At 70.8% G+C, this 26,731-nt stretch carries 26 protein-coding genes and 1 tRNA gene; 14 read left to right on the top strand and 13 right to left on the bottom strand.

What is annotated here, in order from left to right; genetic code table 11:
* Positions 1–257: 257 nt before the first annotated feature.
* Positions 258–1,265 carry a pyridoxamine 5'-phosphate oxidase family protein gene (locus NKJ47_RS02935; protein ID WP_254460062.1) on the top strand — a complete coding sequence of 336 codons (1,008 nt, stop codon included), beginning with the start codon at positions 258–260 and terminating at the stop codon, positions 1,263–1,265.
* Positions 1,266–1,286: 21 nt separating this feature from the next.
* On the opposite strand, the gene NKJ47_RS02930 is transcribed toward NKJ47_RS02935, so the two are convergent.
* Genes NKJ47_RS02930 through NKJ47_RS02920 form a run of 3 tightly spaced genes read right to left on the bottom strand, consistent with a single transcriptional unit; the run spans position 1,287 to position 2,586 of the window.
* Complete coding sequence (locus NKJ47_RS02930) at positions 1,287–1,841, bottom strand: DUF4865 family protein (protein WP_254460061.1); 555 nt, start codon at positions 1,839–1,841, stop codon at positions 1,287–1,289.
* A complete protein-coding gene (locus NKJ47_RS02925) occupies positions 1,838–2,236 on the bottom strand; it encodes a tautomerase family protein (protein ID WP_254460060.1) in 399 nt (132 codons plus the stop codon). The genes NKJ47_RS02930 and NKJ47_RS02925 overlap by 4 nt, the downstream gene beginning before the upstream one ends.
* Positions 2,236–2,586 carry a carboxymuconolactone decarboxylase family protein gene (locus NKJ47_RS02920; protein WP_254460059.1) on the bottom strand — a complete coding sequence of 117 codons (351 nt, stop codon included), beginning with the start codon at positions 2,584–2,586 and terminating at the stop codon, positions 2,236–2,238. Before NKJ47_RS02920 ends, NKJ47_RS02925 begins: the two co-directional genes overlap by 1 nt.
* Before the next feature lie 102 nt (positions 2,587–2,688).
* On the opposite strand from NKJ47_RS02920, the gene NKJ47_RS02915 reads away from it, so the two are divergent.
* On the top strand, positions 2,689–3,594 hold the full coding sequence (locus tag NKJ47_RS02915; protein WP_254460058.1) for a LysR substrate-binding domain-containing protein: 906 nt from the start codon (positions 2,689–2,691) through the stop codon (positions 3,592–3,594).
* 18 nt (positions 3,595–3,612) lie between these two features.
* On the opposite strand, the gene NKJ47_RS02910 is transcribed toward NKJ47_RS02915, so the two are convergent.
* Together NKJ47_RS02910 and speA are read right to left on the bottom strand one after the other, a co-directional pair.
* Positions 3,613–4,731, bottom strand: coding sequence for an acyltransferase family protein (locus NKJ47_RS02910; RefSeq protein ID WP_254460057.1), 1,119 nt, complete (start codon positions 4,729–4,731; stop codon positions 3,613–3,615).
* Between the two features lie 226 nt (positions 4,732–4,957).
* Positions 4,958–6,847, bottom strand: coding sequence for an arginine decarboxylase (gene speA / locus NKJ47_RS02905; RefSeq protein ID WP_254460056.1), 1,890 nt, complete (start codon positions 6,845–6,847; stop codon positions 4,958–4,960).
* Between the two features lie 373 nt (positions 6,848–7,220).
* On the opposite strand from speA, the gene speE reads away from it, so the two are divergent.
* Together speE and NKJ47_RS02895 are read left to right on the top strand one after the other, a co-directional pair.
* Complete coding sequence (gene speE, locus NKJ47_RS02900; RefSeq protein WP_254460055.1) at positions 7,221–8,072, top strand: polyamine aminopropyltransferase; 852 nt, start codon at positions 7,221–7,223, stop codon at positions 8,070–8,072.
* Positions 8,073–8,110: 38 nt separating this feature from the next.
* A complete protein-coding gene (locus NKJ47_RS02895) occupies positions 8,111–8,263 on the top strand; it encodes a hypothetical protein (protein ID WP_254460054.1) in 153 nt (50 codons plus the stop codon).
* A gap of 279 nt (positions 8,264–8,542) precedes the next feature.
* Here the strand turns inward: NKJ47_RS02895 and NKJ47_RS02890 are convergent, their stop codons facing one another.
* Positions 8,543–8,881, bottom strand: coding sequence for a P-II family nitrogen regulator (locus NKJ47_RS02890; RefSeq protein WP_010341856.1), 339 nt, complete (start codon positions 8,879–8,881; stop codon positions 8,543–8,545).
* Between the two features lie 176 nt (positions 8,882–9,057).
* Here NKJ47_RS02890 and ubiK point away from each other — a divergent pair, with 176 nt between their 5' ends.
* The 3 genes from ubiK to NKJ47_RS02875 all read left to right on the top strand — a co-directional run bounded on the left by ubiK (position 9,058) and on the right by NKJ47_RS02875 (position 12,341).
* Positions 9,058–9,327: a ubiquinone biosynthesis accessory factor UbiK gene (gene ubiK, locus NKJ47_RS02885; RefSeq protein WP_254460053.1), complete on the top strand. Its 270-nt coding sequence runs from the start codon at positions 9,058–9,060 to the stop codon at positions 9,325–9,327.
* Between the two features lie 13 nt (positions 9,328–9,340).
* Positions 9,341–10,864, top strand: a complete 1,524-nt coding sequence (locus NKJ47_RS02880) for a YifB family Mg chelatase-like AAA ATPase (protein ID WP_254460052.1) — start codon at positions 9,341–9,343, stop codon at positions 10,862–10,864.
* Positions 10,865–11,417: 553 nt separating this feature from the next.
* A complete protein-coding gene (locus NKJ47_RS02875; RefSeq protein ID WP_254458495.1) occupies positions 11,418–12,341 on the top strand; it encodes an IS110 family transposase in 924 nt (307 codons plus the stop codon).
* Between the two features lie 267 nt (positions 12,342–12,608).
* Here NKJ47_RS02875 and NKJ47_RS02870 read toward each other — a convergent pair whose 3' ends face one another.
* The 4 genes from NKJ47_RS02870 to NKJ47_RS02855 all read right to left on the bottom strand — a co-directional run bounded on the left by NKJ47_RS02870 (position 12,609) and on the right by NKJ47_RS02855 (position 16,421).
* Positions 12,609–13,706, bottom strand: coding sequence for a lipocalin-like domain-containing protein (locus tag NKJ47_RS02870; protein ID WP_254460051.1), 1,098 nt, complete (start codon positions 13,704–13,706; stop codon positions 12,609–12,611).
* A 57-nt stretch (positions 13,707–13,763) separates the two neighbouring features.
* Positions 13,764–14,852, bottom strand: coding sequence for a carotenoid 1,2-hydratase (locus NKJ47_RS02865; RefSeq protein ID WP_254460050.1), 1,089 nt, complete (start codon positions 14,850–14,852; stop codon positions 13,764–13,766).
* A gap of 403 nt (positions 14,853–15,255) precedes the next feature.
* The gene (locus NKJ47_RS02860; RefSeq protein ID WP_343237532.1) at positions 15,256–16,098 is read right to left on the bottom strand and encodes an alpha/beta fold hydrolase; all 843 of its coding nucleotides are present in this window, start codon (positions 16,096–16,098) and stop codon (positions 15,256–15,258) included.
* A 246-nt stretch (positions 16,099–16,344) separates the two neighbouring features.
* A tRNA-Arg gene (locus NKJ47_RS02855) sits at positions 16,345–16,421 on the bottom strand.
* A 321-nt stretch (positions 16,422–16,742) separates the two neighbouring features.
* Here NKJ47_RS02855 and ubiA point away from each other — a divergent pair.
* Positions 16,743–17,645, top strand: a complete 903-nt coding sequence (gene ubiA, locus NKJ47_RS02850; RefSeq protein WP_254460048.1) for a 4-hydroxybenzoate octaprenyltransferase — start codon at positions 16,743–16,745, stop codon at positions 17,643–17,645.
* 163 nt (positions 17,646–17,808) lie between these two features.
* On the opposite strand, the gene NKJ47_RS02845 is transcribed toward ubiA, so the two are convergent.
* Positions 17,809–18,330: a SecDF P1 head subdomain-containing protein gene (locus tag NKJ47_RS02845; RefSeq protein WP_254460047.1), complete on the bottom strand. Its 522-nt coding sequence runs from the start codon at positions 18,328–18,330 to the stop codon at positions 17,809–17,811.
* A 211-nt stretch (positions 18,331–18,541) separates the two neighbouring features.
* Entirely contained in the window at positions 18,542–19,273 is a 732-nt protein-coding gene (locus tag NKJ47_RS02840; RefSeq protein WP_429002481.1) for a ComF family protein, read from the bottom strand.
* 49 nt (positions 19,274–19,322) lie between these two features.
* Here NKJ47_RS02840 and bioB point away from each other — a divergent pair, with 49 nt between their 5' ends.
* From bioB to bioC, 6 genes are all read left to right on the top strand, one after another.
* Positions 19,323–20,366: a biotin synthase BioB gene (gene bioB, locus NKJ47_RS02835; RefSeq protein ID WP_254460046.1), complete on the top strand. Its 1,044-nt coding sequence runs from the start codon at positions 19,323–19,325 to the stop codon at positions 20,364–20,366.
* A 105-nt stretch (positions 20,367–20,471) separates the two neighbouring features.
* Positions 20,472–21,677 carry an 8-amino-7-oxononanoate synthase gene (gene bioF / locus NKJ47_RS02830; protein WP_254460045.1) on the top strand — a complete coding sequence of 402 codons (1,206 nt, stop codon included), beginning with the start codon at positions 20,472–20,474 and terminating at the stop codon, positions 21,675–21,677.
* Positions 21,674–22,027: a DUF7079 family protein gene (locus NKJ47_RS02825; RefSeq protein WP_254460044.1), complete on the top strand. Its 354-nt coding sequence runs from the start codon at positions 21,674–21,676 to the stop codon at positions 22,025–22,027. The genes bioF and NKJ47_RS02825 overlap by 4 nt, the downstream gene beginning before the upstream one ends.
* 50 nt (positions 22,028–22,077) lie before the next feature.
* Positions 22,078–22,839: a pimeloyl-ACP methyl ester esterase BioH gene (bioH, locus tag NKJ47_RS02820; RefSeq protein WP_254460043.1), complete on the top strand. Its 762-nt coding sequence runs from the start codon at positions 22,078–22,080 to the stop codon at positions 22,837–22,839.
* 534 nt (positions 22,840–23,373) lie between these two features.
* Positions 23,374–24,156: an SDR family oxidoreductase gene (locus tag NKJ47_RS02815; protein WP_254460042.1), complete on the top strand. Its 783-nt coding sequence runs from the start codon at positions 23,374–23,376 to the stop codon at positions 24,154–24,156.
* 140 nt (positions 24,157–24,296) lie between these two features.
* Complete coding sequence (gene bioC / locus NKJ47_RS02810; RefSeq protein WP_254460041.1) at positions 24,297–25,187, top strand: malonyl-ACP O-methyltransferase BioC; 891 nt, start codon at positions 24,297–24,299, stop codon at positions 25,185–25,187.
* Here bioC and NKJ47_RS02805 read toward each other — a convergent pair.
* Positions 25,155–26,669, bottom strand: a complete 1,515-nt coding sequence (locus NKJ47_RS02805; protein WP_254460040.1) for an ArnT family glycosyltransferase — start codon at positions 26,667–26,669, stop codon at positions 25,155–25,157. The genes bioC and NKJ47_RS02805 overlap by 33 nt on opposite strands.
* Positions 26,670–26,731 lie beyond the last annotated feature (62 nt).

Here is a 26,731-nt window from a genome sequence, read left to right as displayed (position 1 = left end):
TTGACCGGGGCCGCCCCCGTCGCGGCCGAAGCCACTCCTACGGGACCATCCCGGAATGATGAGAGGTGCCCGGTAGCGGCGTTTGCATGGCCAAGATGGCCGCGCAGTCGTCGGACGCGACGTCTTCGCTGCATGTGGTACGGTTCCAGGCGTCGCCAGCCATCGCGCAAGCCTCCCGCTCGTTCACCGGAGTGCCTTGCGATGCTCTCTCCTTCTCCGCTCGACCACGTCGCCCTTCCCTTGCGGGAGCCGCGGCGATGACCGACTTCATCACCGACGCGGCACAGCTGCAGGACTGCGTGGGCCGCCTGCCCGGCCCGCGCGACATGAAGGTGATCGACCACCTGGATGTGCACGCACTGCGCTGGCTCGCCGCCAGTCCTTTGCTGTTCGCCGGCGTTGCCGGCCAGCGGCTGACGCTGAGCGCCGGCAGCGGCGCGCCCGGCTTCGCGCGCGGCGACACCCCGCATCTGCTGTCGATTCCGCTGCAGGCGCTGGACGCGGCGGACACCCAGGTCGGGGCCGGCTTCGGTTCGCTGTTCCTGGTGCCCGGCCTGGGCGAGACCCTGCGGATCAACGGCCGCATCGCCGGCGACGACGGCGCGCGGTTGTTCGTCGCCGTCGAGGAATGCTATCTGCACTGCGCCAAGGCGCTGCTCCGCGCCGACTGGTGGCGTGCCGCGGACCCGCACGAGGATGCGTCGGCGGACACGGTCGAGCGGTTTCTCGCCAGCTGCCGGCTGCTGGTCCTGGCCACCGCCGATGCCGAAGGCCGCGTCGATGTCAGCCCGCGCGGCGATCGCGCCGGGGCCTTGCTGCAGGCCCACGGCGATGCCTGGTGGTTCGCCGACCGGCCGGGCAATCGCCGCGTCGACAGCCTGGGCAATCTGCTATCGCAGCCGCAGATCGCGCTGCTGGCGCTGCGCCCGGGCAGCGCGCGCTGCGTGCGCATCGAAGGGCTCGCCCGCCCCAGCACCGACGCGGCGATCCGCACCGCGCTCGCGGTCGATGAACGCGTTCCGCATCTGGCGGTGCGGGTGCTGCCGGCGGTGCTCGACGACACCCACAGCCCCGCGCTGGGCCGCTTCGACAACTGGCCGCCCGCCGCCATCGCACACGAGCTGGACCCGCCGGCGATCTTCCGCGACCACGTCAGGCACAGCGGCGAGCGCGGCGCCCAGGCCACGCTGCTGCGTGCGGCGGTCTCGGTGCCCGGCGTGGTCCGCAAGGGCCTGCAGACCGACTACAAGAAGAACATGTACTGAGCGTGCAACGCCGCCGCCGGCTCACCCGGCAGCGGCGATCGCGCCAGGTACGCTGAGGTGATGCACGGCATAGCGCTGTGCCTGGTCCTCTGCCGCCGGCGGGTCGCGCCACAGGCGAAACCGCAGCCGCGTCCATCCCTGCGGTTCGTAACCGCGCACCGTGGCCAGCAGGTGTTCGCTCGGCGCGTGCCCGTCGTCGGTGTCGTGCTCCAAGGCAAGCGAGGGTGCCTCAAGCTCACGGGTGGCGTAACGCGCCGTACGCAGCGCCGCCGACGTCCACGCCGTCCCGACCATCCACGACTGCACCGCCGGGCGGCCGAAGGCCTCGCACAACGCGGCGAACGCGGGACCGGCGAGGAACGCATGCATCGCCGCCGCATCGCGCCACAGATAGAACGGCGCATACAGGTTCTGCCGGCCGGGCAGGACCGGATCGCGGCGATCGGCGACCAGGTAGGCCTTGAACCCCAGCCCCGGCAGCGTGTCCAGCAACGGCCCCTTGTCGGCGATGCGGCGGCGGATGATCGCCATGTCGTAGTCCGCCGGCAACGCGATGCTGTACTGCATGGCGATCATGCCGGCGCTCCGCTGGCGGCGATGCCGGCGCGACCGCCGCCGAAGGACCAATCCTGCGCGTCGGTGGTGACGATGGTGACCATCACGTCCTCCGGCGTGATCCCCGGCGCGATCGCCAGCAGCTCGACCAGGCGCCGGTAGAACGCCTGCTTGCAGGCGGCGCTGCGTTCGCGGCCGGCGGTGATGGCGATCAGCACGAAGCCGGCCGAGCGCGGCCCGCCCAGGTAGTGGCGGTCGAACACCAGTTCGTCCGGGTCGTGCTGGTGGATGACCTGGAAACAGTCGCCGGCCGGCACCTCGAAAGCCTCGTGCATGGCCTGGTAGAGGCTGGCCGACAGCGCGCGCAGGTAGGCGGGCGTGTTGCCGCGCAGCAGCGAAACGCGGGCGTACGGCATCAGCGCGCCTCCGTCGTGGCCGGCCGCGCCGCGGCGGCGGCGCGCAGCAACGGCAGCGCCGACGCCGCGCACGGCCAGCCGGCGTAGAAGGCCAGATGGGTGATGGCTTCGGCCAGGGCCTCGCGGTCGAGCCCGTTGTCCAGCGCGCGCGCCAGGTGAAACGGCAACTGCTCCAGCCGATACAGCGCGACCAGCGCGGCCACCGTGACCAGGCTGCGTTCGCGCGGCGACAGCCCCGGGCGCTGCCACACCTGGGCGAACAGCACCTCGTCGGTCAGGCGGGCGAACGCCGGCGCGATGTCGCCGAACGCGGCCTGGGGAGAGGGAAACGGCGTGCTGGGGTCGGACATCGGGAAGGCCTCGCATGGGGAACGGGCACAGCCTAGTCGCGCACAATCTTCCGAAAAATCGGAAAATATCGAAACGACCATCCGGAAAAGCAGGATCGACCGATGCGCCCCACCACCTTCGACCTCGACGCGCTGCGCAGCTTCGTCGCCGGCGTGGAGCTGGGCAGCTTCGCCAAGGCGGCCGACCGCCGCGGGCGTTCCACCTCGGCGATCAGCGCGCAGTTGAAGAAGCTGGAGGAGCAGGCCGGGCAGCCGGTGCTGCGCCGCCAGGGCCGCGGCCTGGCCCTGACCGAGGCCGGCGAAGCGTTGCTGGGCTACGCGCGGCGGCTGCTCGAGCTCAACGACGAGGCGGTCGTGGCCCTGCAGGACACCGCGCTGCAAGGCTGGGTGCGGCTGGGGCTGCAGGAGGACTTCGGCGAGCACATGCTGCCGGACGTGCTGGGGCGTTTCGCCCGCGCCCACCCGCAGGTGCGGATCGAAGCGCGCATCGCCCGCCACCAGGAGCTGCTGGCGCGGGTGGAGGCCGGGCAACTGGACCTGGCCCTGGCCTGGGAGTCCGGCGCCGCGTCGGCGCACTGTCAGGCGCAGGCGCCCTGGCCGCTGCGCTGGATCGCCGCCGCACCCGGCCTCTCGTCCGCACTGGCCTGGAGCGGCGACGCGCCGCTGCCGCTGGTGATGCTGGAAGCGCCGTGCCTGTTGCGCAGCGCCGCGACCACCGCACTGGACCGCGCCGGCATCCCGTGGCGCATCGCCTTCACCAGCGCCAGCCTCGCCGGCGTGTGGGCCGCGGTCCGCGCTGGCTTGGGCATCACCCTGCGCACCCCGGCCGGCGTGCCGGCCGCACTGACCCTGCTGGCGCCCGGCGCCGGCGGCCTGCCGACGCTGCCGGCGCTGGGGCTGACCCTGCACCGCGCGGTCGCCACGCCGCCGCCGGCGGTGGCGCGACTGGCGGAGATCGTGCAACAGCGCCTGCAGGCCGCGCATGCGGCACTGGCAGCGCGCGGATGAGGACGTAGCGGCCGGACGTCAGCTTGCGCGCAGCGCGACCGGCGCGGGAACGCTGCGCCGCGCGCGCAGGCGCAGGAACGGCCGCTCCACCGCGTAATACAGCACCGCCGCGAACGCCAGCGCCATGCCGGCATAGACGGCGAAGGCGAGCGGCCCGCGCCCGTCCAGTTGCGCACCGAACCACACCTGGGTCAGATGGAACGCGGCCTTGTGGCTCAGGTACAGGCTGTAGGACACCGCGGCCAGCCAGGCCACGCCCGGCACCCGGCAACGCCCCAGCCATCCCTGCGTGGAGGCGCCGGCGCCGACCAGCAGCGCCAGCCCCAGCGACAGCACCGGCCAGCCGATCGCATTGGCGAGCAGGCCGGTCCGGTCGCGGAACAGCCACGTCGCCAGCGCGCAGACCGCGATGCCGGCCAGCGCCACGGCGCTGGCGTGGCGCTGCAGGCGCTGCCAGTGCTGCGGCCGGAAGGTCTTCAGCACCGCCAGCACCACGCCGGCCAGCAGGCCGTCCAGGCGGTTCCAGGTGGGGTAGTAGAGATCCTCGATGAACCAGTTGCGCTGCAGCCCGGCGCCGATGCGATGCAGCGCGCTGTCGTGCAGCCAGATGGCGCTGCGCAGGGCGATCCCACCGACCACCACGGCCACGCAAAGCGCCACGAAACGCGGCGCCGACGGCCGCCGCAGCATCCACGCCGCCAGCAGCGGGAACACCAGGTAGAAATGCTCTTCCACGCACAGCGACCAGGCATGCGAGAACGCCTGCTGGTTGGCGTAGTCGATGCCGAGGTTGAGGGTGAAGCTGGCGAACAGCCACCACGGCGCGATCCCGGGCGCTTCGCGAAAGCCCGGCCAGGCCAGGTACAGCGCCAGCACCACCGCGTACGCCGGCAGGATGCGATAGGCGCGGCGGCGGTAGAAATCGCCGTAGCGCAGCCGCTCGCCACGCGCCAGCGGCGCCAGCACCTGGCCGCCGATCAGGAAGCCGCTGAGCACGAAGAACAGGTCCACGCCCATCCAGCCATCGCGCGACAGCCACTGCCAGTCCGGGCCCAGCCCACCGACCACGAAGGAGTGGAACAGCATCACCCAGACGATGGCGATGGCGCGCAGCAGGTCGAGGCCGGGATAGCGCATCGCGGGAAGGTGGCGGCGGGAAGCGCGCAGCTTACTGGCTGCGCCGCCATCTGCGGCGGACGCGGTGCACCGGCGCCCGTGCGATCGCGCCTGAAGGACGCAGCCGCGGCGCCAAGCGACCAACCCCATGCTCGCGTGCGCGGGACGTCCCCTCACCCCACCCCCTCTCCCGAGGGGAGAGGGGCTTACTGGCGGACGCCGGCGCTGGCGCCAGTCCCGCGCGCACTCAGCCCAGCGGTTCGTCCGACAGGTAGGTGTAGCCGGTCAGGCCGGCCTCGAGCGCGTCGGCCAGTTGCGCGGCCTGCGCGGCCGGCAGCTGCGCGGCGGCCACGCGTTCGGCGTAGGCCGCGCGCAGCTCGTCCAGGCGGTAGCCGACGTAATCCAGCATCACGTCGGTGGTGTCGCCGCGGCGCTGCTGGGCGATGCGGTAGCCGTCGCCGTCCACCGCCACTTCCACCGCGTCGGTGTCGCCGAACAGGTTGTGGATGTCACCCAGGATCTCCTGGTAGGCGCCGACCAGGAAGAAACCGATGCGGTAGCTCTCGCCCGGGCGCAGCGCATGCAGCGGCAGCGAGCTGTCCAGGCTTTCGTTCTCGACGTAGGTCTTGACCATGCCGTCGGAATCGCAGGTCATGTCGCAGACCACGCCGCGCCGCGCCGGCGCCTCGTTCAGGCGCTCGATCGGCACGATCGGGAACACCTGGTCGATCGCCCACACGTCGGGAATCGATTCGAACACGCTGAAGTTGACGAAGTACTTGTCGACCAGGCGCTCGTTGAGCTCGTCGAGCACCGGGCGGTGGCTCTTTTCCTCGTGGCTCAGCCGCGCCCGCACGCCATGGGCGATGGCGTAGAACAGATCGTCGATGCGCGCGCGATGGGTCAGGTCGATCTGGCCCAGGGCGTAGCCGCTGAGGCCTTCGGCATGGAAGTGCTGCGCCTCCTGGAACAGTTCCACCGCCGGGCGCTGGTCCAGTTCGGCATGGATCTCGCGCAGGTGGCGGATCGCCGCCGGTTCGTCGTCGTGCGCGTCCGGCACGCGGCCTTCCGGCGCCTGCTCCACCTCGGACACGTTGGCGATCAGCACCGCGTGGTGCGCGGTCATTGCGCGTCCGCACTCGGTGACGATGCGCGGCGGCGCCAAGCCGTGCTCCTCGCAGGCGCCGGCCAGCGGCTGCACGATGTTGCTGGCGTAGGAATGCAGGCCGTAGTTGATCGAGCAGTAGCTGCGCGAACGGGTGCCTTCGTAGTCGATGCCCAGGCCGCCGCCGACGTCGACGTGGCTGATCTTCGCGCCCAGCTTGGAGAGTTCGACGAAATAGCGGGTGGCCTCGCGCATGCCGTTGGCGATGTCGCGCACGTTGGAGATCTGCGAGCCCATGTGGAAGTGCAGCAGGTTCAGCGCGTCGGCGTACTCGGTGTCGCGCAGGGTCTTCCACAGGTCCAGCACCTGCCGCGGCGACAGCCCGAACTTGGCCTTGTCGCCGCCGCTGTTCTGCCACTTGCCCGCGCCCAGCGAGGCCAGCCGCATGCGCACGCCCAGGCCCGGCTTCACGTCCAGCGCGCGCGCCTCCTCCAGCACCAGCGTCAGCTCCGACGGCTTCTCGATGACGATGAAGGTCTGCAGCCCGAGCTTGCGCCCGATCAGCGCCAGGCGGATGTATTCGCGGTCCTTGTAGCCGTTGCACACGATCAGCCCGCCCGGCCGCGACAGCGCCAGCACCGCCATCAGTTCCGGCTTGCTGCCCGCCTCCAGGCCGAAGCCCTCGCCCTGGTGGCTGGCCAGGGTGCCGGCCACGCCGCGGTGCTGGTTGACCTTGATCGGGTACACCGCGGTGTAGCCGCCGGCGTAGTCCCAGTCGGCCTGCGCCTGGGCGAAGGCGGCCTGCAGCTTGCCCAGGCGCTCGCCGAGGATGTCGGGGAAGCGCACCAGCATCGGCAGCTTGGCGCCGGCCGCGCGCGCGGCGTCCACCACCTCCGGCAGCGCGATCGCCACGCCGTCGGCGCCCTGCGGCCGCACCACCACCCGGCCGGCCGCGTCCACGTCGAAGTACCCGTCGGCCCAGTGCGGGATCGAGTAGGTCTTGCGGGCTTGGTCGAGGGACCAATCGCTCATCGTGGCGGCTCGGCTGAGGGAAAAAGGGCGTGGATTGTAACCCCTGCTACGCGTGGGGTCCGTTACAATCCGCGCCGTTCCGACGCCCTCGGCTCCGGCTGGAGCCGGGCCGGGTGCGCGGGCGCCTGGCGCGGTCCGACTGCACCAGGCTGCGCCCGATCCTGATCTCATCCGGAGAGGGGGTGGCAACAGCGTCGCGTGGCTTGGCTACACGAGGCTGCGCCCGACCCTCATCCGGAGAGGATCTGGTAGCAGCGTCGCGTGGCTTGGCTACACGAAGCTGCGCCCGACCCTCATCCGGCGCTTCGCGCCACCTTCTCCCGGGGGGAGAAGGAAACGCTGCATTCTTCATTGCTTTCCTAGGACATTCCGCATGAGCGCCAACGACAACTGGTACATCGAACACTTCCAGCCCACCGGCTCGGCCATCGGCTACCGCATCACCGGCAAGCTGGACGAGGTGCAGTCGCCGTTCCAGAAAATCGAGATCTACGACACCACCGACTGGGGCAAGCTGATGGTGATCGACGGCGCGGTGATGCTGACCACGCGCGACAACTTCTTCTACCACGAGATGATCAGCCACCCGGCGCTGTTCACCCACGCCGCGCCCAAGCGCGTGGTGATCATCGGCGGCGGCGACTGCGGCACCCTGCGCGAAGTGCTCAAGCACCCGGGCGTGGAGAGCGCCACCCAGTGCGACATCGACGAGCAGGTCACGCGCATGGCCGAGAAGTACTTCCCGGAGCTGTGCGAATCCAATGCCGACCCGCGCGCCGAGCTGCTGTTCGACGACGGCGTGGCCTACATGGCCAACTGCCCGGCCGGCAGCGTGGACATCGTCATCGTCGACTCCACCGACCCGGTCGGCCCGGCCGAAGGCCTGTTCAACAAGGCCTTCTACGAGAGCTGCTTCAAGGCGCTGAAGGACGACGGCATCCTGGTGCAGCAGTCCGAATCGCCGCTGGCGCTGCTGGACCTGATCAAGGAAATGCGCGCGGAGATGGGCAAGGCCGGCTTCGCCAGCTTCCACACCGTGCCGTTCCCGCAGCCGTGCTACCCGACCGGCTGGTGGAGCGTGACCATGGCGCGCAAGCAGGGCGGCTTCGACTTCCGCCAGGACGACGCCGCGGCCAAGCCGTTCGCCACCCGCTATTACAGCGCGCACCTGCACACCGGCACCCAGGTGCTGCCGCCGTTCGTGGCCGAGGCGCTGGGCGCCTAAGGCGAGGCCCCTGGCATCGGCGCGCATGGCCTGCGCCGATGCCTCGGATCGCCGGCGCTGTCCGGGCCTTCGGCAAGGCGTCGCGCGCACCGTTGCCGCTGCCGTCCAGCCGCGCGACGATCGTCGTGGCGGCGCCGGTGGTGGTGGCGACGTTCTGGCTCACCCTCGGCCGCGGCTACGTTGGCGCCTGAGCCGGCGCCTGGCGCACGCGTCCTTGGCCCATCCAACGGGTCCGCCACGCGGCGGCAGCCTCCGACAGGCATGAAACCCACGCCTGTAGGAGCGGCTTCAGCCGCGACGGGCTTCACCGGGAACGCCCCGTCGCGGCTGAAGCCGCTCCTACAGGACACGTCCCGAAGAGATTGGAGGCACCCTTCCGTCGCGATGGGCCTTACCGGTGAGATCACGTCGCGGCTGAAGCCGCCCCTGCACCGCGCCCATGCCATGCCGACGCAGGTGCGGCGAGCGCGCTACAGCGCGTCCGCATCCAGTTCGCCGGTGCGGATCCGCACCACTGTGCCCAGGTCGTAGACGAACACCTTGCCGTCGCCGATCTTGCCGGTAGCGGCGGCCTTGACGATGGCCTCGACCACGCGCTCGACCTGGTCCTCGCTGACCGCCACTTCCAGCTTCACCTTGGGCAGGAAATCGACCACGTACTCGGCGCCGCGGTACAGCTCGGTATGGCCCTTCTGCCGGCCGAAGCCCTTGACCTCGGTGACGGTGATGCCGGCCACGCCCTGCGCGGCGAGCGCTTCGCGCACATCGTCGAGCTTGAACGGCTTGATCACGGCCATGATCATCTTCATGCGGCGTTCTCCAATCACAATGGCCTCAGGATAGCGCGGTTGCGCGATCGGCGGCCGTCGGGTTCAATGGCCGCGCGCCCCCAACGCCGGAATTTTCCGACAGCGCGCCGCGTCCGATCCCGATGGTCCCGACCTGCCGGGTGCCGCAGTCTGACGCCACCTGCCGGAGCACAGCCATGATCGACCTCAACCATCTCGACGACCTCGCCCGCCGCCTCAGCGACCTGGTGCCGCCGGGTCTGCGCCAATCCCGCGACGAACTGCAGAGCACCTTCAAGAGCGCGCTGCAGGCCGGGCTGGGCAAGCTCGACCTGGTCACCCGCGAGGAGTTCGAAGTACAGCGCGCGGTGCTGCTGCGGACCCGCGAGAAGCTCGAAGCGCTGGAGCGCAGCGTCGCCGCGCTGGAAGCGGCGCGCAACGGGCAGACGCCCAGCCCCACGCCCTGATCCACCCGCCACCATGAGCCTGGCGCTGGTGCACAGCCGTGCCCGCGCGGGGGTGCTTGCGCCTCCGGTTCGGGTCGAAGTCCATCTGTCCGGCGGCCTGCCGGCCACCCAGATCGTCGGCCTGCCCGAGGCGGCGGTGCGCGAGTCGCGCGATCGGGTCCGCGCCGCGCTGCTGTGCGCGCAGTACGAATTCCCGGCACGGCGGATCACCGTCAACCTGGCCCCGGCCGACCTGCCCAAGGAGGGCGGCCGCTTCGACCTGCCGATCGCGCTGGGCATCCTCGCCGCCGCCGGCCAGCTCGACCCGCAGGGGCTCGGCCAATACGAATTCCTCGGCGAACTGGCCCTGACCGGCGAATTGCGCCCAGTCGACGGCGTCCTGCCGGCCGCGCTGGCCGCGGCACAGGCAGGACGTACCCTGATCGTGCCGGCCGACAACGGCGCCGAGGCCGCACTGGCGCAACACGTGCAGGCGTTCACCGCGCGGACCCTGCTGGAGGTCTGCGGGTTGCTCAACGGCAGCAAGACCCTGCCCGCGGCGACGGCACCGCCGGCCGTCGCCGCGCCCTTTCCCGACCTGAGCGACGTGCGCGGCCAGGCGCAGGCGCGGCGCGCCCTGGAGATCGCCGCGGCCGGACATCACCACCTGCTGCTGATCGGCAGCCCCGGCTGCGGCAAGACCCTGCTGGCCTCGCGCCTGCCCGGGATCCTGCCCGCGGCCAGCGAGGCCGAGGCGCTGGAGAGCGCCGCCATCGCCTCGGTCAGCGGCCGCGGCCTGGATCCGGCGCGCTGGCGGCAACGCCCGTACCGCGCGCCGCACCACACCGCCAGCGCGGTGTCGCTGGTCGGCGGCGGCACCCATCCGCGCCCTGGCGAGATCTCCCTGGCGCACCACGGCGTGCTGTTCCTGGACGAGTTGCCCGAGTGGAACCGGCATGCCCTGGAAGTGCTGCGCGAACCGCTGGAGTCCGGCCAGGTGACCGTGTCGCGCGCGGCGCGCAGCGCCGAGTTTCCCGCGCGCTTCCAGTTGGTGGCGGCGATGAATCCCTGCCCCTGCGGCTGGGCCGGCGACCCCAGCGGCCGCTGCCGCTGCAGCGAGGAGGCGGTGCGGCGCTATCGCGCGCGCATCTCCGGCCCGCTGCTGGATCGCATCGACCTGCACGTGGAAGTGCCGCGGCTCCCCCCGCAGGCGCTGCGCGCCGATGCGCCGCCCGGCGAAACCAGCGCCGCCGTGCGCGAGCGCGTCGAGCTGGCGCGGCAGCGGCAACAGCGCCGGGCCGGCCGGCCCAACGGCCAGCTCGGCCACAGCGAGACCTTGCGCGACTGTCGCCTGCAGCCGCGCGACGAGGCCTTGCTGGAACAGGCCATCGAGCGCCTGCGGCTATCGGCACGCTCGCTGCACCGCATCCTGCGCGTGGCGCGCACCATCGCCGACCTGGACGCCAGCGATGCCATCGCCACTGCGCACCTGACCGAAGCCATCGCCTACCGGCAACTGGATCGCGGCGAGCCGGCGCCGGTGGCACGTAGCGCCTAGGACCGTCGCCCCTCTGGTATTTGGACCGAATGGATGCGGGCAATGTGGGGGTACCGCCCGCACCACGTCCGACGCACTCACTCCTCTGCGAACTCAAGCCGCAGGGCCGGCGGCCTGTCGTCTGGGAATGGCTTCAGAGCAGCCCGAATAACGACGGGAAACAAGTCGTAGGAGCGGCTTCAGCCGCGACAGGACGTTCCCAGTAAAGCCTGTCGCGGCTGAAGCCGTTTCCACACGGCAACCTGGATCCGGCTTGCGTGTGGCGAAAGCAGGTGATCAGAGGCGCCCTCCCGCCGCGACGGACATTCCCGCGGAAGCGTGTCGCGGCTGAAGCCGCTTGTGTCAAATGAGGGTCTATCGTTATAGGTGAGAGCGGAGTGCGGCAGGCCGTTTAGCCGCAGTGCCAGCAAGCACGAGTAGGAGTCAGCGCCGCCGCACCCCGTATCTCCTGCCTCATCAGCCCGAACAGTTGCCCGAGTCGCGAGCTCGAACTCCACAAGCATGGGCATCGGCAGGAGTGCTCTCGTTCCTGAGTCTACTGCGGAGAACGTCTATGCGGCGCTATGTCGGGATCGATGTATCCAAGGCCGAACTGGTCATTCATGTCCTGCCGGACGAGCAGGCCTGGACCCAACCCAATACGCCACAGGGGCAGCGTGCGCTGGCCCAACGCCTGGCGGCGCTGGGCTGCGAGCGGATCGTGCTGGAAGCCAGTGGCGGCTACGAACATGCCGTGCTGCAGGTACTCCGAGAGGCGGACCTGCCGGCAGTGCGGATGGCCGCCGATCGTCCGCGCAAGCTAGCCCAAGCCTTGGGCCTGCAGGCCAAGACCGACGCCCTGGACGCGCGCCTGCTGGCCATCGCCGCCCAGCACATCCCGGCCACGCCCACGACCGTGGTGCCCGAGCATCTTCAGTCCCTGCGCGAACTGCTGGACCTACGCGCCACCCTGGTGGGCCAGCGCGATGCCCATCGGCGGCGCCTGGAGCACATCACCAGCGCCAAGGTGCAACGCCGCTGCCGAGAGGTGGTCGCCCTGCTGAACCAGCAGATCCAGACATTGACGCAGGAGATCGAGCAGCAGGGCAAGACCTGCTCGAGCTTGCCCAAGGTGCCTGGGCTCGGCACGATCCTGCGCGCGGTCCTGGCCGCGCGGTTGCCAGAGCTGGGCACGCTGCCGCCACGCAAGCTCGCCGCCCTGGTCGGGCTGGCCCCGTTCAATCACGACAGCGGCTGCTGGAAAGGCCAACGTCGCATCAAAGGCGGCCGTGCCGACGTGCGAGGCGTGCTGTACATGGCCACCTGGGCCAGCATCCGCGCCAAATCCCCCTTGGCCAACACCTACGCGCGCTTGCGCGCGGCCGGCAAGCCGGCCAAGGTCGCCATCGTCGCCTGCATGCACAAGTTCCTGCGCTGGCTCAATGCCATCGCGCGCGATCAGGCCCCGTACGCTCCTCCGGTTATCGCTGGGGCATGACAGTTGACTCCTACAACTGGCCCCAAGCAGCCCGGCACGACGCGGGGAACACCGCCGTTCCTGCGAGATCGCGCACGTGCCCCTGGCACTACATCGCACCTGTCCTGCCCCACCTGCGCAATCGCGAGGCGGCGGCCGCATCCTCTGCCAGCACCGGCGTGGCCATGGCCGCGTCATGTACCAGCACCACTGCCGACGTCACACACGCCGCTGTTCCAGGCGGATGTCTCCGCCTGGAACAAGGTTGCTGCGGCTACATCGCGGCGTTCAGGGCAGCGACGTGTACGGCTGCCGCCACGGATTGACCTCGACGTAGCTGCGGCCGGTGACGTCGTTGCCGTTGAGGGTGCCGACCACCTGCGAGGCGCCTTCCCAGTACGTGCGGTGACCGGTCCACAGCATCTCCTGGTCGTCGACCAACGGGGTGATGAGCAGATTGCCCTCGGGCAGGATCACGTTCCACTTCGACTCGTAGGTGTAGCCGGAATTCGGGCTGGTCCAGGTCGCGAGCCGCTGCAGGTCCATCTCGCTGCCGGACACCGGCGTCGCCACGCCCTTGGACACGCGCGTGCCGAACTTGTTGGTGATGGCGCCGGTGTTGGGATCCTGCAGGTAATACAGCATGTACTGCGTGTCGTTATCGAGCTGGATGGCGAACCAGTTCCAGCCGCCGCCGAAGAACGAGCCGTTCTCGTCGGAGGCCATGCCCTTGACGAACCACTGGCGGTCCTGCCACGAGGTGCCGACGATCTTGATCGGCACGCCGTTGTCGTAGACCGTGCCTTCCGTATCCAGCGCCGTGGACGAGTAGTAGGCCGAGGTCTTGGCGATGGGCCGATAGTCCACCACGCCGTTGCCGTTATGCAGGACGAAAGGCATGTCGCTGCTGGTCTTGAGGTCGATGGCGAAGCGCCCGTCGCTGAGCGCGCCCTTGATCGCATAGTTCTGCTGCGACCCGCTGATCGACCAGCCGTCGTTGGTGAAGTTGAACGATCCCTGCTGGTCCGGGATCTGTTCGGAGACGACGCGCTCTTCCACCTTGTGCAGCTTGTTGTTCACGTCGGTGACCGCGAAATGCCAGGAGTAGGTGGCCGGCCCGGAGCCGATCGGCCACAACTGGAACACGGTGACCTCGTAACCGAATTCGCGCTTGGCGCCGCTGGGATCGACGCCGTACAGATGGCCGACGAAATACCACCATTCCAACTGGCTGTGGTGCGGGCCTTCGTCGCGCGGCAATTGCACCGGCGCAGGTTCTTCGAAGACTTGCGCCGCCGCGGGCGCGGACGAGAGCCCGCACACGATGACCATGGCCGCGGCGAGCCAGCCACGGAAGCGCCCGAACGTTCTTGCAGAGAGATTCATTGTGATTTCCTCGAATGAATGACGGATGTCGTACTGATTGGATGCGATGCGGCGAGGTCAAGGCAGGATGCGCGCGCCCCACTCCACGCCCCAGGGATTCATTTCCGCGAACGCCTTGCCGGTAATGGATTTTCCGGCCAGGGTGCCCGCCACCTTGGCGGGTCCTTCGAAATAGAACTTCTGCGTGGCCGGCGCATACAGTTCGGCGTCCTGCAGCATCGGGGTAATGGTGATTGCGCCGTCGGGCAAGGTGACCTTCCACTGCGCCGGATAGGTGTAGCCGGTATGCGGACTGGTCCAGCTGCCGATCCGCTCAAGCTTGAGCGCGGCGGGATCGACCGGCGCGTAGTGGCCGTCGGCGGTCTTGACGGCGAGCGCCTGATCCACCGTGCCGTCGCCCTTCATGAAGAAACTGATGTTGTACTGGCTGTTGTCGTCCAGCGAAACGCCGAACCAGGTCCAGCCACTGTTGGCGTCGCCGGGAATGCCGTTGGCCCATTCGTGGTCGTACCAGGAGGTCCCGGTGACCTTGACCGGCACGCCGTGGTCCCACACCGTGCCGCTGGTGGCATTGACGTTGAAGGAATAATACGGAGAGATGAAATCGCCGTAGGTTTCCACGCCATTGGTACCGTTCAAGGTCGGTTTCTGCAGCGCCTGCGTGCTGAGGTCGATGGCGTAATCCAGATCGGCGGGCGCGGCCTTGGCGTAGTAACTGCCCATCGATCCGCCCATCTGGAAGCCGGCGACATCGAGATCGAAACGGTCGGTCGAGGTGGTGAACGGACCGGTGGTCACCTGCTTCTTGAAGCGGAAATCGCCGCGATCCAGATCCGAGATCGCAAAATGCGCATCGTAGACCGGCGGCGTATTGGCCACGCCATCGATCTGAAACACGACCATTTCGTACGCGTACGAATGTTTTCCGCCGGACGGGTCGGTACCGTCCAGAAAGCCGGTCATATACCACCATTCGGCCGGCTGGCGGTGCGCGGCCTCATCGTGCGGAAGCGAAATACTGGTTTCGATCGGCGGAAACGTGCCGATCGCCTGCGCCACCGCATCTGGCGCAAGCAGTGTGGCAGGAAACGCGAGGGCGGCGATCGCTAAAGCATGCACGCGTGCGTGCATCCGGATCATGTTCATGACGGAATCCCCTGAGCTGATTTGAGAAAGTGGCAACTGCGGCTGTTGGTCGTGCGTGGAACGCGATGGCGTCTTGTGTAGCGCGGCGATAGCGCGTTCGACACCAACCTCATCGACCGCGCAGTCACTGTCAACGCTTGAACTTTAAATAGTTCCATCCTGCAACGCGCGTCTCATCGTGACCGTGCGTAACGCTTCACTCGAGGTTCGCGGAAAAGCGATTTATAACCGGTTTCTGACAGGCCCCAGCAGGCCCTGCGCAAAACTCAAAACGTTTCCCGGTCATTTTCCGAACATCCGCGAAACGAATAGAGCCAGGATAAATATTAGCGGGTCACGCTTCTTGTCTAGATAATCGACCAGCGCCCAATGTTCCACGCCGCGGCGCCGCGGGACGGCGCGTTCAAGACCCGCTTTCGGCAGCGGCAATCGCGTCGGCGATCAGCCCATTGCAGCGCCGCGCGTGGGTAAACGTCATGCCGTGGGAGGCGCCGGCGAGTAACTGCAACTGCGCATCCGGCAGCCACCCGGCCAGGGCCGCGGCGTTGTCGTGGTACTGCGCCGGACTGTGCTCGCCGGCGACCAGCAGCACCGGCATCGCCAGCGCCGCCGCCTGCTCGGGCCGGTACGCCGGCAGCGCATCGGCGATCTGCGGCACCAGGGTCTGCGCGTTGTCGCGGACCATCTGCCGGAAGCTCGCGCTGCTGCGTGCCCAGGCGCCGGGCTGGCTGACCGAGTCGACGAAGCATGCCAGGCCGGCCTCGACCTGGCCGTCCTGCAGCAGCGCGATCGCCTGCGCGCGGACCGCCTGCACCTCCGGCGACAGGCCCTGCGGTTGCGGACCGCCAGGATCGAACAGGGTCAGGCTGGCGATGGCCTCGGGCCGCAGCAGCGCCGCCTGCCAGGCCACGGCGGCGCCGCGGGAGTGGCCGACCAGATGCACCGGGCGCGGCTCCTCGGCAATGAAGGCGGCAAGCTGCCGGGCATGCCAGCGCCAGCCGAACGCATGGCGCGCCGCCGACGGCAGCCGAGGGTAGTACTGGCCCAGGCTCAACGCACTGAGCTGGAAACGATCGGCCAGGCCACGCAGCTGCGGCGCCCAGTAGCGGTAGTCGCACAGCGCCCCGTGCACCAGCAGCACCGGCGCGCCCTCGCCCACCCGCAGATAGGCCAGCGCGTCGTCCGCGCCGAGCCGGCGCACGGCCGGCTTGGGCAGGGGCGCCCGAGGACTGGCGGTGCGTTGCATGGTCATGCCCGTGCGCGGATCTGCGCCACCCGCCCGACGCGCGGGCACGGGTCGCCGATGCCGACCTCTGCCGCGCAGCAGGCGGCGGAATGGGCAGGCCCAAGAGCAGGAATGGGGAAGACGAGCGCAGGCATGCGCATACGATAGCCGTGCCGCTGGCATGCGCGCTGCGGCGTCAGCGGATCTGTTTGCCGGGCACGCGATCGTCGGAAAGACGGTGCGGAGGAAGCAGGGAGCAAGACTGGATGGCGCGCCCGGAGGGATTCGAACCCCCGACCAATGGCTTCGGAAGCCACTACTCTATCCGGCTGAGCTACGGGCGCAACGGACGCGCATTCTAACGGCATTCGTCGGCCGCGTCTCCCCCGGGCGCAACTCCCTGCGGCAGCGCCCCCGCGGGCGTTCCGACCAGGCCGCGCCGCTCGTAGGCAAGACGTGCGCGACGCACAGGCGACGCCGGGGCCGACCATGCCCGGCCCGGGGGGAGCATCCACAGGCTGGCGCCGGACAGACTGCCAGAGCGCATCTGTAGACCTGCAAGCGGCACCGACACCTCGCGCTCCCGCAGCTACCGCGCGGAGCGCAGGCCAACGGCACGACATCGCGTGCTGCCGTCCACACGATGCGGCTGCTACCCTTGCGCGATGGGTTACGAACGCTACGAGACGCCTGCCGCGCTGCCGCCGCGCGCGCGCCTGGGCCAGTACTGGAAGCTGCTGCGCGGCGACCGGCCGATCGGCGCGCTGCTGCTGCTGTGGCCGACCTGGTGGGCGCTGTGGCTGGCCGCCGACGGGGTGCCGCCGCTGTGGACGCTGTGCGTGTTCACCGCCGGGGTCTGGCTGACCCGCTCGGCCGGCTGCGTGATCAACGACTATGCCGACCGCTGGCTGGACCCGCAGGTCGAGCGCACCCGCAGCCGGCCGCTGGCCACCGGTGCGGTCAGCGGCCGCGAAGCGCTGGCGGTGTTCGCGGTGCTGATGCTGGTGGCGTTCGCGCTGGTGCTGACCATGAACGCGCTGACCATCGGCCTGAGCGTGATCGGGCTGCTACTGGCCGCCAGCTATCCCTACCTCAAGCGCTACACCTACCTGCCGCAGGTCTACCTGGGCATGGCCTTCGGCTGGGGGATCCCGATGGCCTTCGCCGCGGTGCGCGGCGAGGTGCCGGCGCTGGCCTGGCTGCTGTACGCGACCAACATCCTGTGGGCCACCGCCTACGACACCTGGTATGCGATGGTCGATCGCGAGGACGACCTGCGCGCCGGCTCCAAGTCCACCGCGATCTTGTTCGGCGAACTGGATCTGGTCATCCAGGGCGTGCTGTACGCGCTGATGTTCGTCGCCCTGGCCTTCGTCGGCCAGCGCGCGGACCTGGGCATCTGGTACTGGGTCGGCCTGGGCGTGGCGGCACTGCTGGTGGTCGCCGAGTTCCGCATGGCCCGGCACCGCGAACGCGCGGCGTGCTTCCGCGCCTTCCTGCACAACAACTGGGTCGGCCTGGCGGTCTTCGCCGGCATCGCCGTGGCGCTGGCGCTGCGCGCAGCCTAGGGCCTGTCATCGATCACGCGCAGCGCGCGCCGAAACGTGCCCCAAGCCCCCGCAACGGGCCGGCACCCCAACGCGCAGTGCCGACATGGCCGCGTCCAGGCGCAGCCCGCGCAGGGCCAGGCCAGGATGTGGCATCGGCCGCTCCCCATCTCACCAGCGCGTTCTAGCGCTTGGCATCCTGCGCTGGTGCGGCCGCGGCCGGCGCGTGGGTCAACAACGCCAGCACCCGCTGCTGCTCCTGCATGTCCTGCAACCCACTGATCCGCAGGCTGTCCCCCGGCAGCGGCGCCATGATCGTGGCCACGGTCAGCACCTGGCCGTCGGCCAGCAGTGCGATCGGCTTGCCGACGTTCTGCTCGGTGGCCCGGGTCAGGCGCTGGCCATGTCCAGGAAAGCGCAGATCCAGCGCTGGCTGGCCATCGCCGTTGTCGGCGGGCGCGACGGTCGCCGCCTCCTCGACGACCAGCAACGCCTGCGGCGCCAGGTACACAGGCTGTCCGTGGTAGTCGGCCTGGACAGCGTCGGGGGTGGGCGCATGGCTGGCCAGACGCCATTCGATCTTCGCCTTGACCGGGATGGCGGCGGCGACATCCGGTGCCTTGCCATACCCGCACCCGGCGACAGCGAAGACACACAGCGTCATCGACAGACCCAAAGCCTTCCAGCGCATCGCAAGCTCCTTCATTGTTGGCCTCGTCACGATCATAAGGCCGGGGGCGCCTGCGGACCGTTCATGCGCGCAGCCCCCTGCCGGATCGCCGCTGCGGCAGGTCGGCCGATGCGCACGCAACGCGGCGCGTCCCGCCATGCCTCGCGCGACAGGCAGCGCGCCCTGACGCGCGCGCTTTCCGGCCGAGCCGAGCCGTCTGCACCCGCGTGCGATAGACGCAGCACGCTCACGGCACCCGCGCCACCACCCACGCATCGACCCGTTCGACGCCGGCACGGCGCAGCGCCTGTGCCGCGGCGTGCAGGGTCGCGCCGGTGGTCATCACGTCGTCGACCAGGGCCACGTGCGCCGGCAGCACCGCCGAGGCCGGCACCGCGAACGCGCCGCGCAGATTGCGCCGACGTGCGCGGGCGTCCAGTTCGGACTGCGCCGCGGTCGCCCGCACCCGCTGCAGGTCCAGGCACAGCGGCAGCGCCAGTGCGCGCGCCAGCGGCTTCGCCAGTTCCAGGGCCTGGTCGTAGCCACGCTGACGCAACCGGGCCGGATGCAGCGGCACCGGCAGCAGCGCCTGCGGCCGCGGCAACGCCGCGCAGCGTGCCTGCAGCAGTGCGGCGAGCAGGCGCCCGGCCGCCAGGTCCTGGTGGAACTTGAAGCGGCGCAACAGCCCATCGACCGGTGCGGCGTACACGCAGGCGCTGGCGACCCGCTCCAGCGGCGGCGGCCGGCGCTGGCACGCGCCGCAGGCCTGCTCGGCATCCAGCGCCGGCAGCGGCAGTGCACAGCGGCAGCAGGCGGCCGCATTCCACGGCACGCCGTCGCGACAGGCCACACACAGGTCCAGGCCCGGCACGCCGGGCTCGCCACAGACCAGACAGCGTTCCGGCAACAGGCGGCGCTGCAGCCACCGCCAGCCGCCGTCAACCAAACAAGCGCCCATGAAGTTGACAGGACTTTGCATGCTCACCAGACTGCCCGCTTTCCCAGCCGCTGACCGTCAGGAAACCCCCATGTCCGCTGTCGTCCGACACGACTGGCAACGCCAGGAATTGCTCGCCCTGTTCGATCTGCCGTTCCCGGAGCTGCTGCACCGCGCCGCCGCCGTGCACCGCGAGCACTTCGATCCGGCGCAGGTGCAGGTCTCGACGCTGCTGTCGGTGAAGACCGGCGGTTGCCCGGAAGACTGCGCGTACTGCCCGCAGGCGCAGCGTTACGCCACCGGCGTGGAAGCGCAGAAGCTGATGAGCACCGAGGCGGTGCTGGACAAGGCGCGCCAGGCCAAGGCCGCCGGCGCCTCGCGGTTCTGCATGGGCGCGGCCTGGCGCTCGCCCAAGGACCGCGACATCCCGAAGGTGGCGGAGATGATCCGCGAGGTGAAGGCGCTGGGCCTGGAGACCTGCGCCACCCTGGGCATGCTCGACGGCACCCAGGCGCAGGCGCTGAAGGCGGCCGGGCTGGACTACTACAACCACAATCTGGACACCGCGCCGGATTTCTACGACTCGATCATCCACACCCGCCAGTACCAGGACCGCCTGGACACGCTGACCCATGTGCGCGACGCCGGCCTGAAGACCTGCTGCGGCGGCATCGTCGGCATGGGCGAGTCGCGCGACCAGCGCGCCGGCCTGCTGCAGGCGCTGGCCAACCTGCCGGTGCATCCGGATTCGGTGCCGATCAACCGCCTGGTGCAGGTCGCCGGCACCCCGCTGCACGGCACGGTCGAGCTGGACCCGTTCGAGTTCGTGCGCACGATCGCGGTGGCGCGCATCGCGATGCCGCGGGCGATGGTGCGGCTGTCGGCCGGGCGCGAGAGCATGAGCGACGAGCTGCAGGCGCTGTGCTTCTGCGCCGGCGCCAACTCGATCTTCTACGGCGAGAAGCTGCTGACCACCGGCAACCCGGACACCGCGCGCGACCAGGCGCTGTTCGCGCAGCTGGGGCTGCGGCCGATGCAGGTGATGGTGGACGCCGATGCGCACGACCATCCCGGCACCGTGCATGCGGACATCACCGCCCCGCCCACGCCGGCGATCGCCGCCGCCCTGGTCTGAGTCCCCGCCGCGCGTCCGTCCGCCGATCCGGCCGTCCATCGCCGGCGGCGCCCGGCCCGGCCGGGGACGCGCTACGCTAACCGGCCCGTTGCCCGTCCCGCGCCCATGGCCCGTCCCGACCTGCACGACCGCATCCAGTCCGCGCGCGCCTTGCGCGACGCGCAGGGGCGCCTGCGCGTGCGCCGCAGCGTCGGCCGCCGCGACGGCGTGCGCCTGGAAGTGGACGGCCGCTGGCTGACCGGCTTCTGCAGCAACGACTACCTGGGCCTGGCGCAGCAGTTCGAAGTGGTCGCCGCCCTGCAGGACGCGGCCGCGCGCGAGGGCGCCGGCGCCACCGCCTCGCACCTGGTGTGCGGCCACCACGCGCTGCACGAGGCGCTGGAACGCGAGATCGCCGACTGGCTCGGCTATCCGCAGGCGCTGCTGTTCGGCAGCGGCTTCATCGCCAACCTGGCGGTGCAGCAGGCGCTGTTGAGCGAGGAAGAAGACGTGTGCGTGCAGGACCGGCTCAACCACGCCAGCCTGCTCGACGCCAGCCGCCTGGCCGGCTGCCGCCTGCGCCGCTACCCTCACCTGGATGCCGAAGGCGCGATGCGCCAGCTCAAGCACGCCGCCGACGGCGCGGCGATGCTGGCCACCGATGGCGTGTTCAGCATGGACGGCGACAGCGCGCCGCTGCGCTCGCTGGCGCTGGTGGCGCGCACGCAACAGGCGCTGCTGTACGTGGACGACGCGCACGGCGTCGGCGTGGTCGGTCCGCATGGGCGCGGCAGCGTCGCCGAGGCCGGCCTGGGGGTCGACGACATCCCGCTGCAACTGGTGACCCTGGGCAAGGCGCTGGGCGGCTACGGCGCCGCGGTGGTCGGCGATGCAGCGCTGGTCCGGCATCTGGCCGAAACCGCGCGGCCGTATCTGTACACCACCGCGCTGCCGCCGGCGCAGGCCGCCGCGTCGCTGGCGGCGGTCAAGCTGGCGCGGCGCGACCAATGGCGGCGCGAGCGCCTGGTCGAACTGATCGCCCTGTTCCGCGGCGGCGCGCGTCGCCATGGTCTGGAACTGATGGCCTCGGACACGCCGATCCAGCCGCTGCTGTGCGGCGAGGAGCGCACCGCGCTGGCGTGGTCGGCGGCGCTGGAACAGGCCGGCTACCTGGTCTCGGCGATCCGCCCGCCGACGGTGCCGGAAGGCAAGTCGCGGCTGCGCGTGACCCTGTCGGCGCTGCACACGCCGGCGCAGGTGCAGGCGCTGCTGGATGCGCTGGCGCTGGCCCGCGATCGCGTGGCCGCGCATCCGCCCGGCCTGCCGGCGTGAGCGACGCCGGACTCGCGGCGCGGCGCAAGGTGTGGGACGCGCTGTCGGAGTTGTACCTGGACACAGCGGTGCACGCGCAGCATCCGCACATCGCCGCCGTGCTCGCCGCCTCGCCGTTCGCCACCGAGGCGCTGTGGCAGATGCTGCGCGACGACGTGCATCCGCGGCTGGCGCCCAACCTGCTGACGCCGGCCGGCGCCTGGCAGGGCATCGACGGCGACTGGCTGAGCGCGGCGATCCAGCAGCGCCGCGGCGCGCATCGCTGGTCGGCCTGGCGTACCCGCGACTATCCGCGCCGGCAGTGGCGCCTGCTGCTGCCGCAGGTGCTGGCGCGGCGCGCGGCGCACTGACGCGGCGGCCGACGCCGCTCTTTCCGGTTTCTTCGCGACGACGGACGACGATGCATATCGACACCCTGGGGCAGGGCCCCGATCTGGTCCTGCTGCACGGCTGGGCGTTGAACGGCGGCATCTTCGCGCCGCTGGTGGAGCGCCTGTCGGCGCAGTACCGCCTGCACCTGGTGGACCTGCCCGGGCATGGCCACAGCCGCGGCGACGACACGCCGTTGGCGCTGCCGCACGTGGTCAGCGCGATCGCCGCGGCCACGCCGCCGGCGGTGTGGCTGGGCTGGTCGTTGGGCGGGCTGTTCGCGCTGCACGCCGCCGCCACCCAGCCGCAGGTGCGCGGGCTGGCGATGCTCGCGGCGACGCCGCGTTTCGTGCGCGGCAGCGACTGGCCGCACGCAGTAGAACCGCAGGTGTTCGAACAGTTCGGCCGCGATCTCGCCGAGGACTACCGCGGCACCCTCGAACGCTTCCTGGCGCTGGACACGCTCGGCTCGGCGCATGCGCGCGCCGAACTGCGCAGCCTGCGCGCCGCGCTCGACGCCCGCGGCGCGCCCGACCCGCACGTGCTGCAGGATGGCCTGACCCTGCTGGAGCGCACCGACCTGCGCCGCGCCCTGCCCGGCCTGCGCGTGCCCAGCCTGTGGATCGGCGGCCAGCGCGACCGCCTGGTCCCGCCGGCGGGCATGGACGCCGCCGCGGCGCTGGCGCCCAACGCACGCGCGCTGACCATCGCCGGCGGTGGCCACGCCCCGTTCCTCGGTCATGCCGACACCGTCGCCGAGGCGCTGCGCGGATTCCTGGCGACGCTGAACTAGCGGCGTCGCGCCGCGCGTTCCACGATGCTGTCGTAGGAGCGGCTTCAGCCGCGACGCGCCCGTTGCGTCGGGTCGCGGCTGAAGCCGCTCCTACAGGCGCTTGCGGCGAGCCCGCCGGGTGCACTGTGGGAGGGACTTCAGTCCCGACGCATTGCGCCATCGGAAAGCGCACACCGTCTCGTGCGTCGCGCGCTACATGACAGTTGACTCCCACAACGCATCACGCGACCCGCACCGACGTCAGAAAGACGCAAGCGTCTCCGCCCTGGGACTCAACTGTCGTGCCGCCGCGACAAGCGAAGCAGAAAGCCGGCCGACACCCTCCGTCGTCGGGACTGAAGTCCCTCCCACGAGGATGCCCGGCCCATCCCGTGGGAGCCACTCCAGTCGCCACGCATGGCAGCCAAACACAGCGCAGCGAACTCGCTCCTGCACTTGTCCTGCGCGCGCAACTGTCCTGCAGTCGCGGTGTGACGCTGGCCGCCGCAGCCACGATGTCCGATCATCGCGGCTCCTTCGAACCGGAGTGCAAGCATGGACCTGGGAATCGCCGGCAAATGGGCGCTGGTCTGCGCCGCGAGCAAGGGGCTGGGACTGGGCTGCGCGCAGGCGCTGGCCCGCGAGGGCGTGCACGTGACGATCGTGGCGCGCGGCCAGGCCGGGCTGGATAGGGCGGCGGCGCAACTGCGCGCGCTCGACGGCGGCGGCGAGGTGGTCGCGGTGGCGGCGGACATCGCCACCGAGGCCGGACGCGCCGCCGCACTGGCCGCCTGTCCGCAGGTCGACATCCTGATCAACAACGCCGGCGGCCCGCCGCCCGGCGATTTCCGCGAGTGGGAACGCGAGGACTGGCTGCGCGCGCTCGACGCCAACATGCTGGCGCCGATCGCGCTGATCCGCGCCACCGTCGATGCGATGCAGGCGCGCGGTTTCGGCCGCATCGTCAACATCACCTCGGCGGCGGTGAAGGCGCCGATCGACAGCCTGGGCCTGTCCAACGGCGCGCGTGCCGGCCTCACCGGCTTCGTCGCCGGGCTGGCGCGGCGCACGGTGGCGCACAACGTCACCATCAACAACCTGCTGCCGGGGCAGTTCGACACCGACCGGCTGCGCGGCAACATCGCCCACGCCGCACAGCGCGAGGGTATCGACCCCGCCGCGCTGGCCGAGCGCAAGCGCCGGCAGATTCCGGCCGGGCGCTTCGGCACCGCCGAGGAATTCGGCGCGGCCTGCGCCTTCCTGTGCAGCGCACAGGCCGGCTACCTGAGCGGGCAGAACCTGTTGCTCGACGGCGGCAGCTATCCGGGGACGTTCTGAAGCGCCGGGATTGGGGATTGGGGATTGGGGAGTCGGGATGCGCAGCCGCAGCTGCGCCACAGGTCGGCGCGAGGTGCGGAACGCGGTGATCCGCGTCCCACCGCTGGCCGCGGCGGGACGCGCGCGGCGATAATGCGCCGATGGATCCTTCCGCGTTCGACTCCCAGCACATCCGCCGCGCGTTCGCCCGTGCCGCCGCCAGCTACGACGCGGCCGCGGCCCTGCAGCGCGAGGTGCAGGGGCGCTTGCTGGAATCGCTGGACTACCTCGGCGACCGCGTGCCGCAGGTGGTGCTGGACGTGGGCAGCGGCCCGGCGCATGCCGCCGCGGCGATGAAGAAGCGCTGGCCGCGCGCGCAGGTGATCGCGCTCGACCAGGCCCTGCCGATGCTGCAGCAGGCCAAGCGCCAGGCCGGCTGGTGGAAGCCGTTCGGCCGCGTCTGCGCCGACGCGCGCGCGCTGCCGCTGGCCGAGCACAGCGTCGATGTGATCTTCAGCAATCTGTGCCTGCAGTGGGTCGAGGACCTGCCGGCGGTGTTCGCCGGCTTTCGCCGCGTGCTGCGCCCCGGCGGCCTGCTGCTGTGTTCCAGCTTCGGCCCGGATACGCTGATCGAGCTGCGCGAGGCCTTCGCCCAGGCCGACCGCACCACGCCGCACGTGAGCCACTTCGCGCCGATCGCGCAGTTCGGCGATGCGCTGATGCTGTCGGGCTTCCGCGATCCGGTGCTGGACCGCGACGTGTTCAACCTGACCTATCCGGACCTCGCCGCGTTGATGCGCGAACTGCGCGCGATCGGCGCCACCAACGCGCTGCAGGCGCGCCGCCACACCCTCACCGGGCGCGGCCGCTTCGCCGCCGCCAGCGCCGCCTACGAACCGCTGCGCCAGGCCGACGGCACCCTGCCCAGCACCTGGGAAGTGATCTACGCGCATGCCTGGGCGCCGCCGCCGGGTGCGCCGATCCGCGAGGGCGGCGGTGAGATCGCCGCGGTGCCGCTGTCAGCGATCCCGATCCGCCGCCGCGGCGACTGAGCCGGGCAGCACCCGGAACAGCACCCGCCCCTGGTAGGGCGTCCCCAGCGCCTGCGCCCGCGCGCCCTGCGCGGCGATGCGCGCGGCCACCTGCGGCCAGGCGTCGTCCTTGCACACCCACACGCGGTCGGCGCGGGGTTGCCGCAAGACCGTGGTCAGGTCGGCGTCGTACTCGGGACCGAAGCGCGGCGCATCGGGCAAGGCGTCCAGGCGGATCTTGCGCACCTGCGCGCCCAGTTCCAGGCGCAGGCCGTAGCGCGCCATGTCCTCGACAAACACCACCTCGCGCACCGGCGCGCCGGCACGCTGGGCGATCGCCTGCGCCCAGGCGCCGGCGTCCTTGTGCGTGGGCAGCAGCGCCAACGCCAGCGCGAGCGCCAGCAGCAGCCCGCACCAGCCCAGCAGCCACGGCCAGCGCCACGGCGCGCGGCCTTCCTGCGCGCGCTGCCACGCCGCCAGCAGCGCCAGCGGCACGAACAGCGGCAGCACGTACAGCGGCAGCCGCGAGCGCGACAGGCACAGCACCAGCAGCGGCAGCAGCAGCCACAGCGTCAGCAGCAGCGGCGCGGCCTGCTGCAGGCGCTGTGCCGGCGTGCACCACCACTGCCGCAACTGCCGCGGCAGTTGCCAGGCCCAGCGCGCCAGCGCCGGCGTCCACGGCAGCGTGCCCAGGACCAGGATCGGCGCATACGCCACCGCCCAGCCATACCACTGCGCGTTGCGCCCGAACGCATCGCTGGCCACGCGCTTGACCACCTCGTCGCCGACGAAGTACTGCAGCAAGCCGGGATGGCCATGGATCACCGCCAGGTACCAGGGCAGCGCCAGCACCGTGAACAGCGCGATGCCGGAGAGTTGCAGCGCGCGCCGTGGCGGCCCCGGCGTCACCGCGTTGAACAGCAGCAGGGCCGGCAACGGCAGCAACCCGGGCGGTCCCTTGGTCATGAACGCCAGCGCGAAACCGGCCCACATCGCCGCGATCCAGCGCTTGCCCTGGCCGGGCGGATGCGCCCGCGCTTCGACGAAGGCCCACACCGCCAGGGTCTCGCAGGCGGCGAGCAGGAAATCGGTGGAAATCCATTGCGCCGCGCCGAACGGCGCCAGCATGGTCGCGTAGAGCAGCGCGGCCTGCGCCGGCAGGTCGGGGCGCTCGGGGAACAACCGCGCGGCCAGGCGCCAGGCCAGCAACACGCACAGCAGGTAGGCCAACGCCGACGGCAGCCGCGCCGCCCACGGCGACGGCCCGAACACGGCGACGCTGGCGGCGATCGCCCAATAGGTCAGCGGCGGCTTGGTCCATTGCGCCACGTCCTGGCTGCGCCGGGGCGTGAGCCAGTCGCCGCTGTGCAGCATGTTCAGCGCGACATTGGAGTAACGGCCTTCGTCGGCGTCCCAGATCCCGCGCATGCCCAGCAGGGCCAGCGCGAGCGTGCAGGCCAGCAGCGCCACCGCGACGGCCGGGGAACGAAACAGCGCGCGCATCGGCGGTCCTCTCACTCGACGCGGCGACCATAGCCACCGCGCCTGCGGCCACCGATGACGGC

Source organism: Xanthomonas sacchari (genome assembly GCF_024266585.1).
Classification (GTDB): domain Bacteria; phylum Pseudomonadota; class Gammaproteobacteria; order Xanthomonadales; family Xanthomonadaceae; genus Xanthomonas_A; species Xanthomonas_A sacchari_C.
Note: the sequence above shows the minus strand (reverse complement) of the source record. Positions and strands in the feature narration are given on the sequence as shown.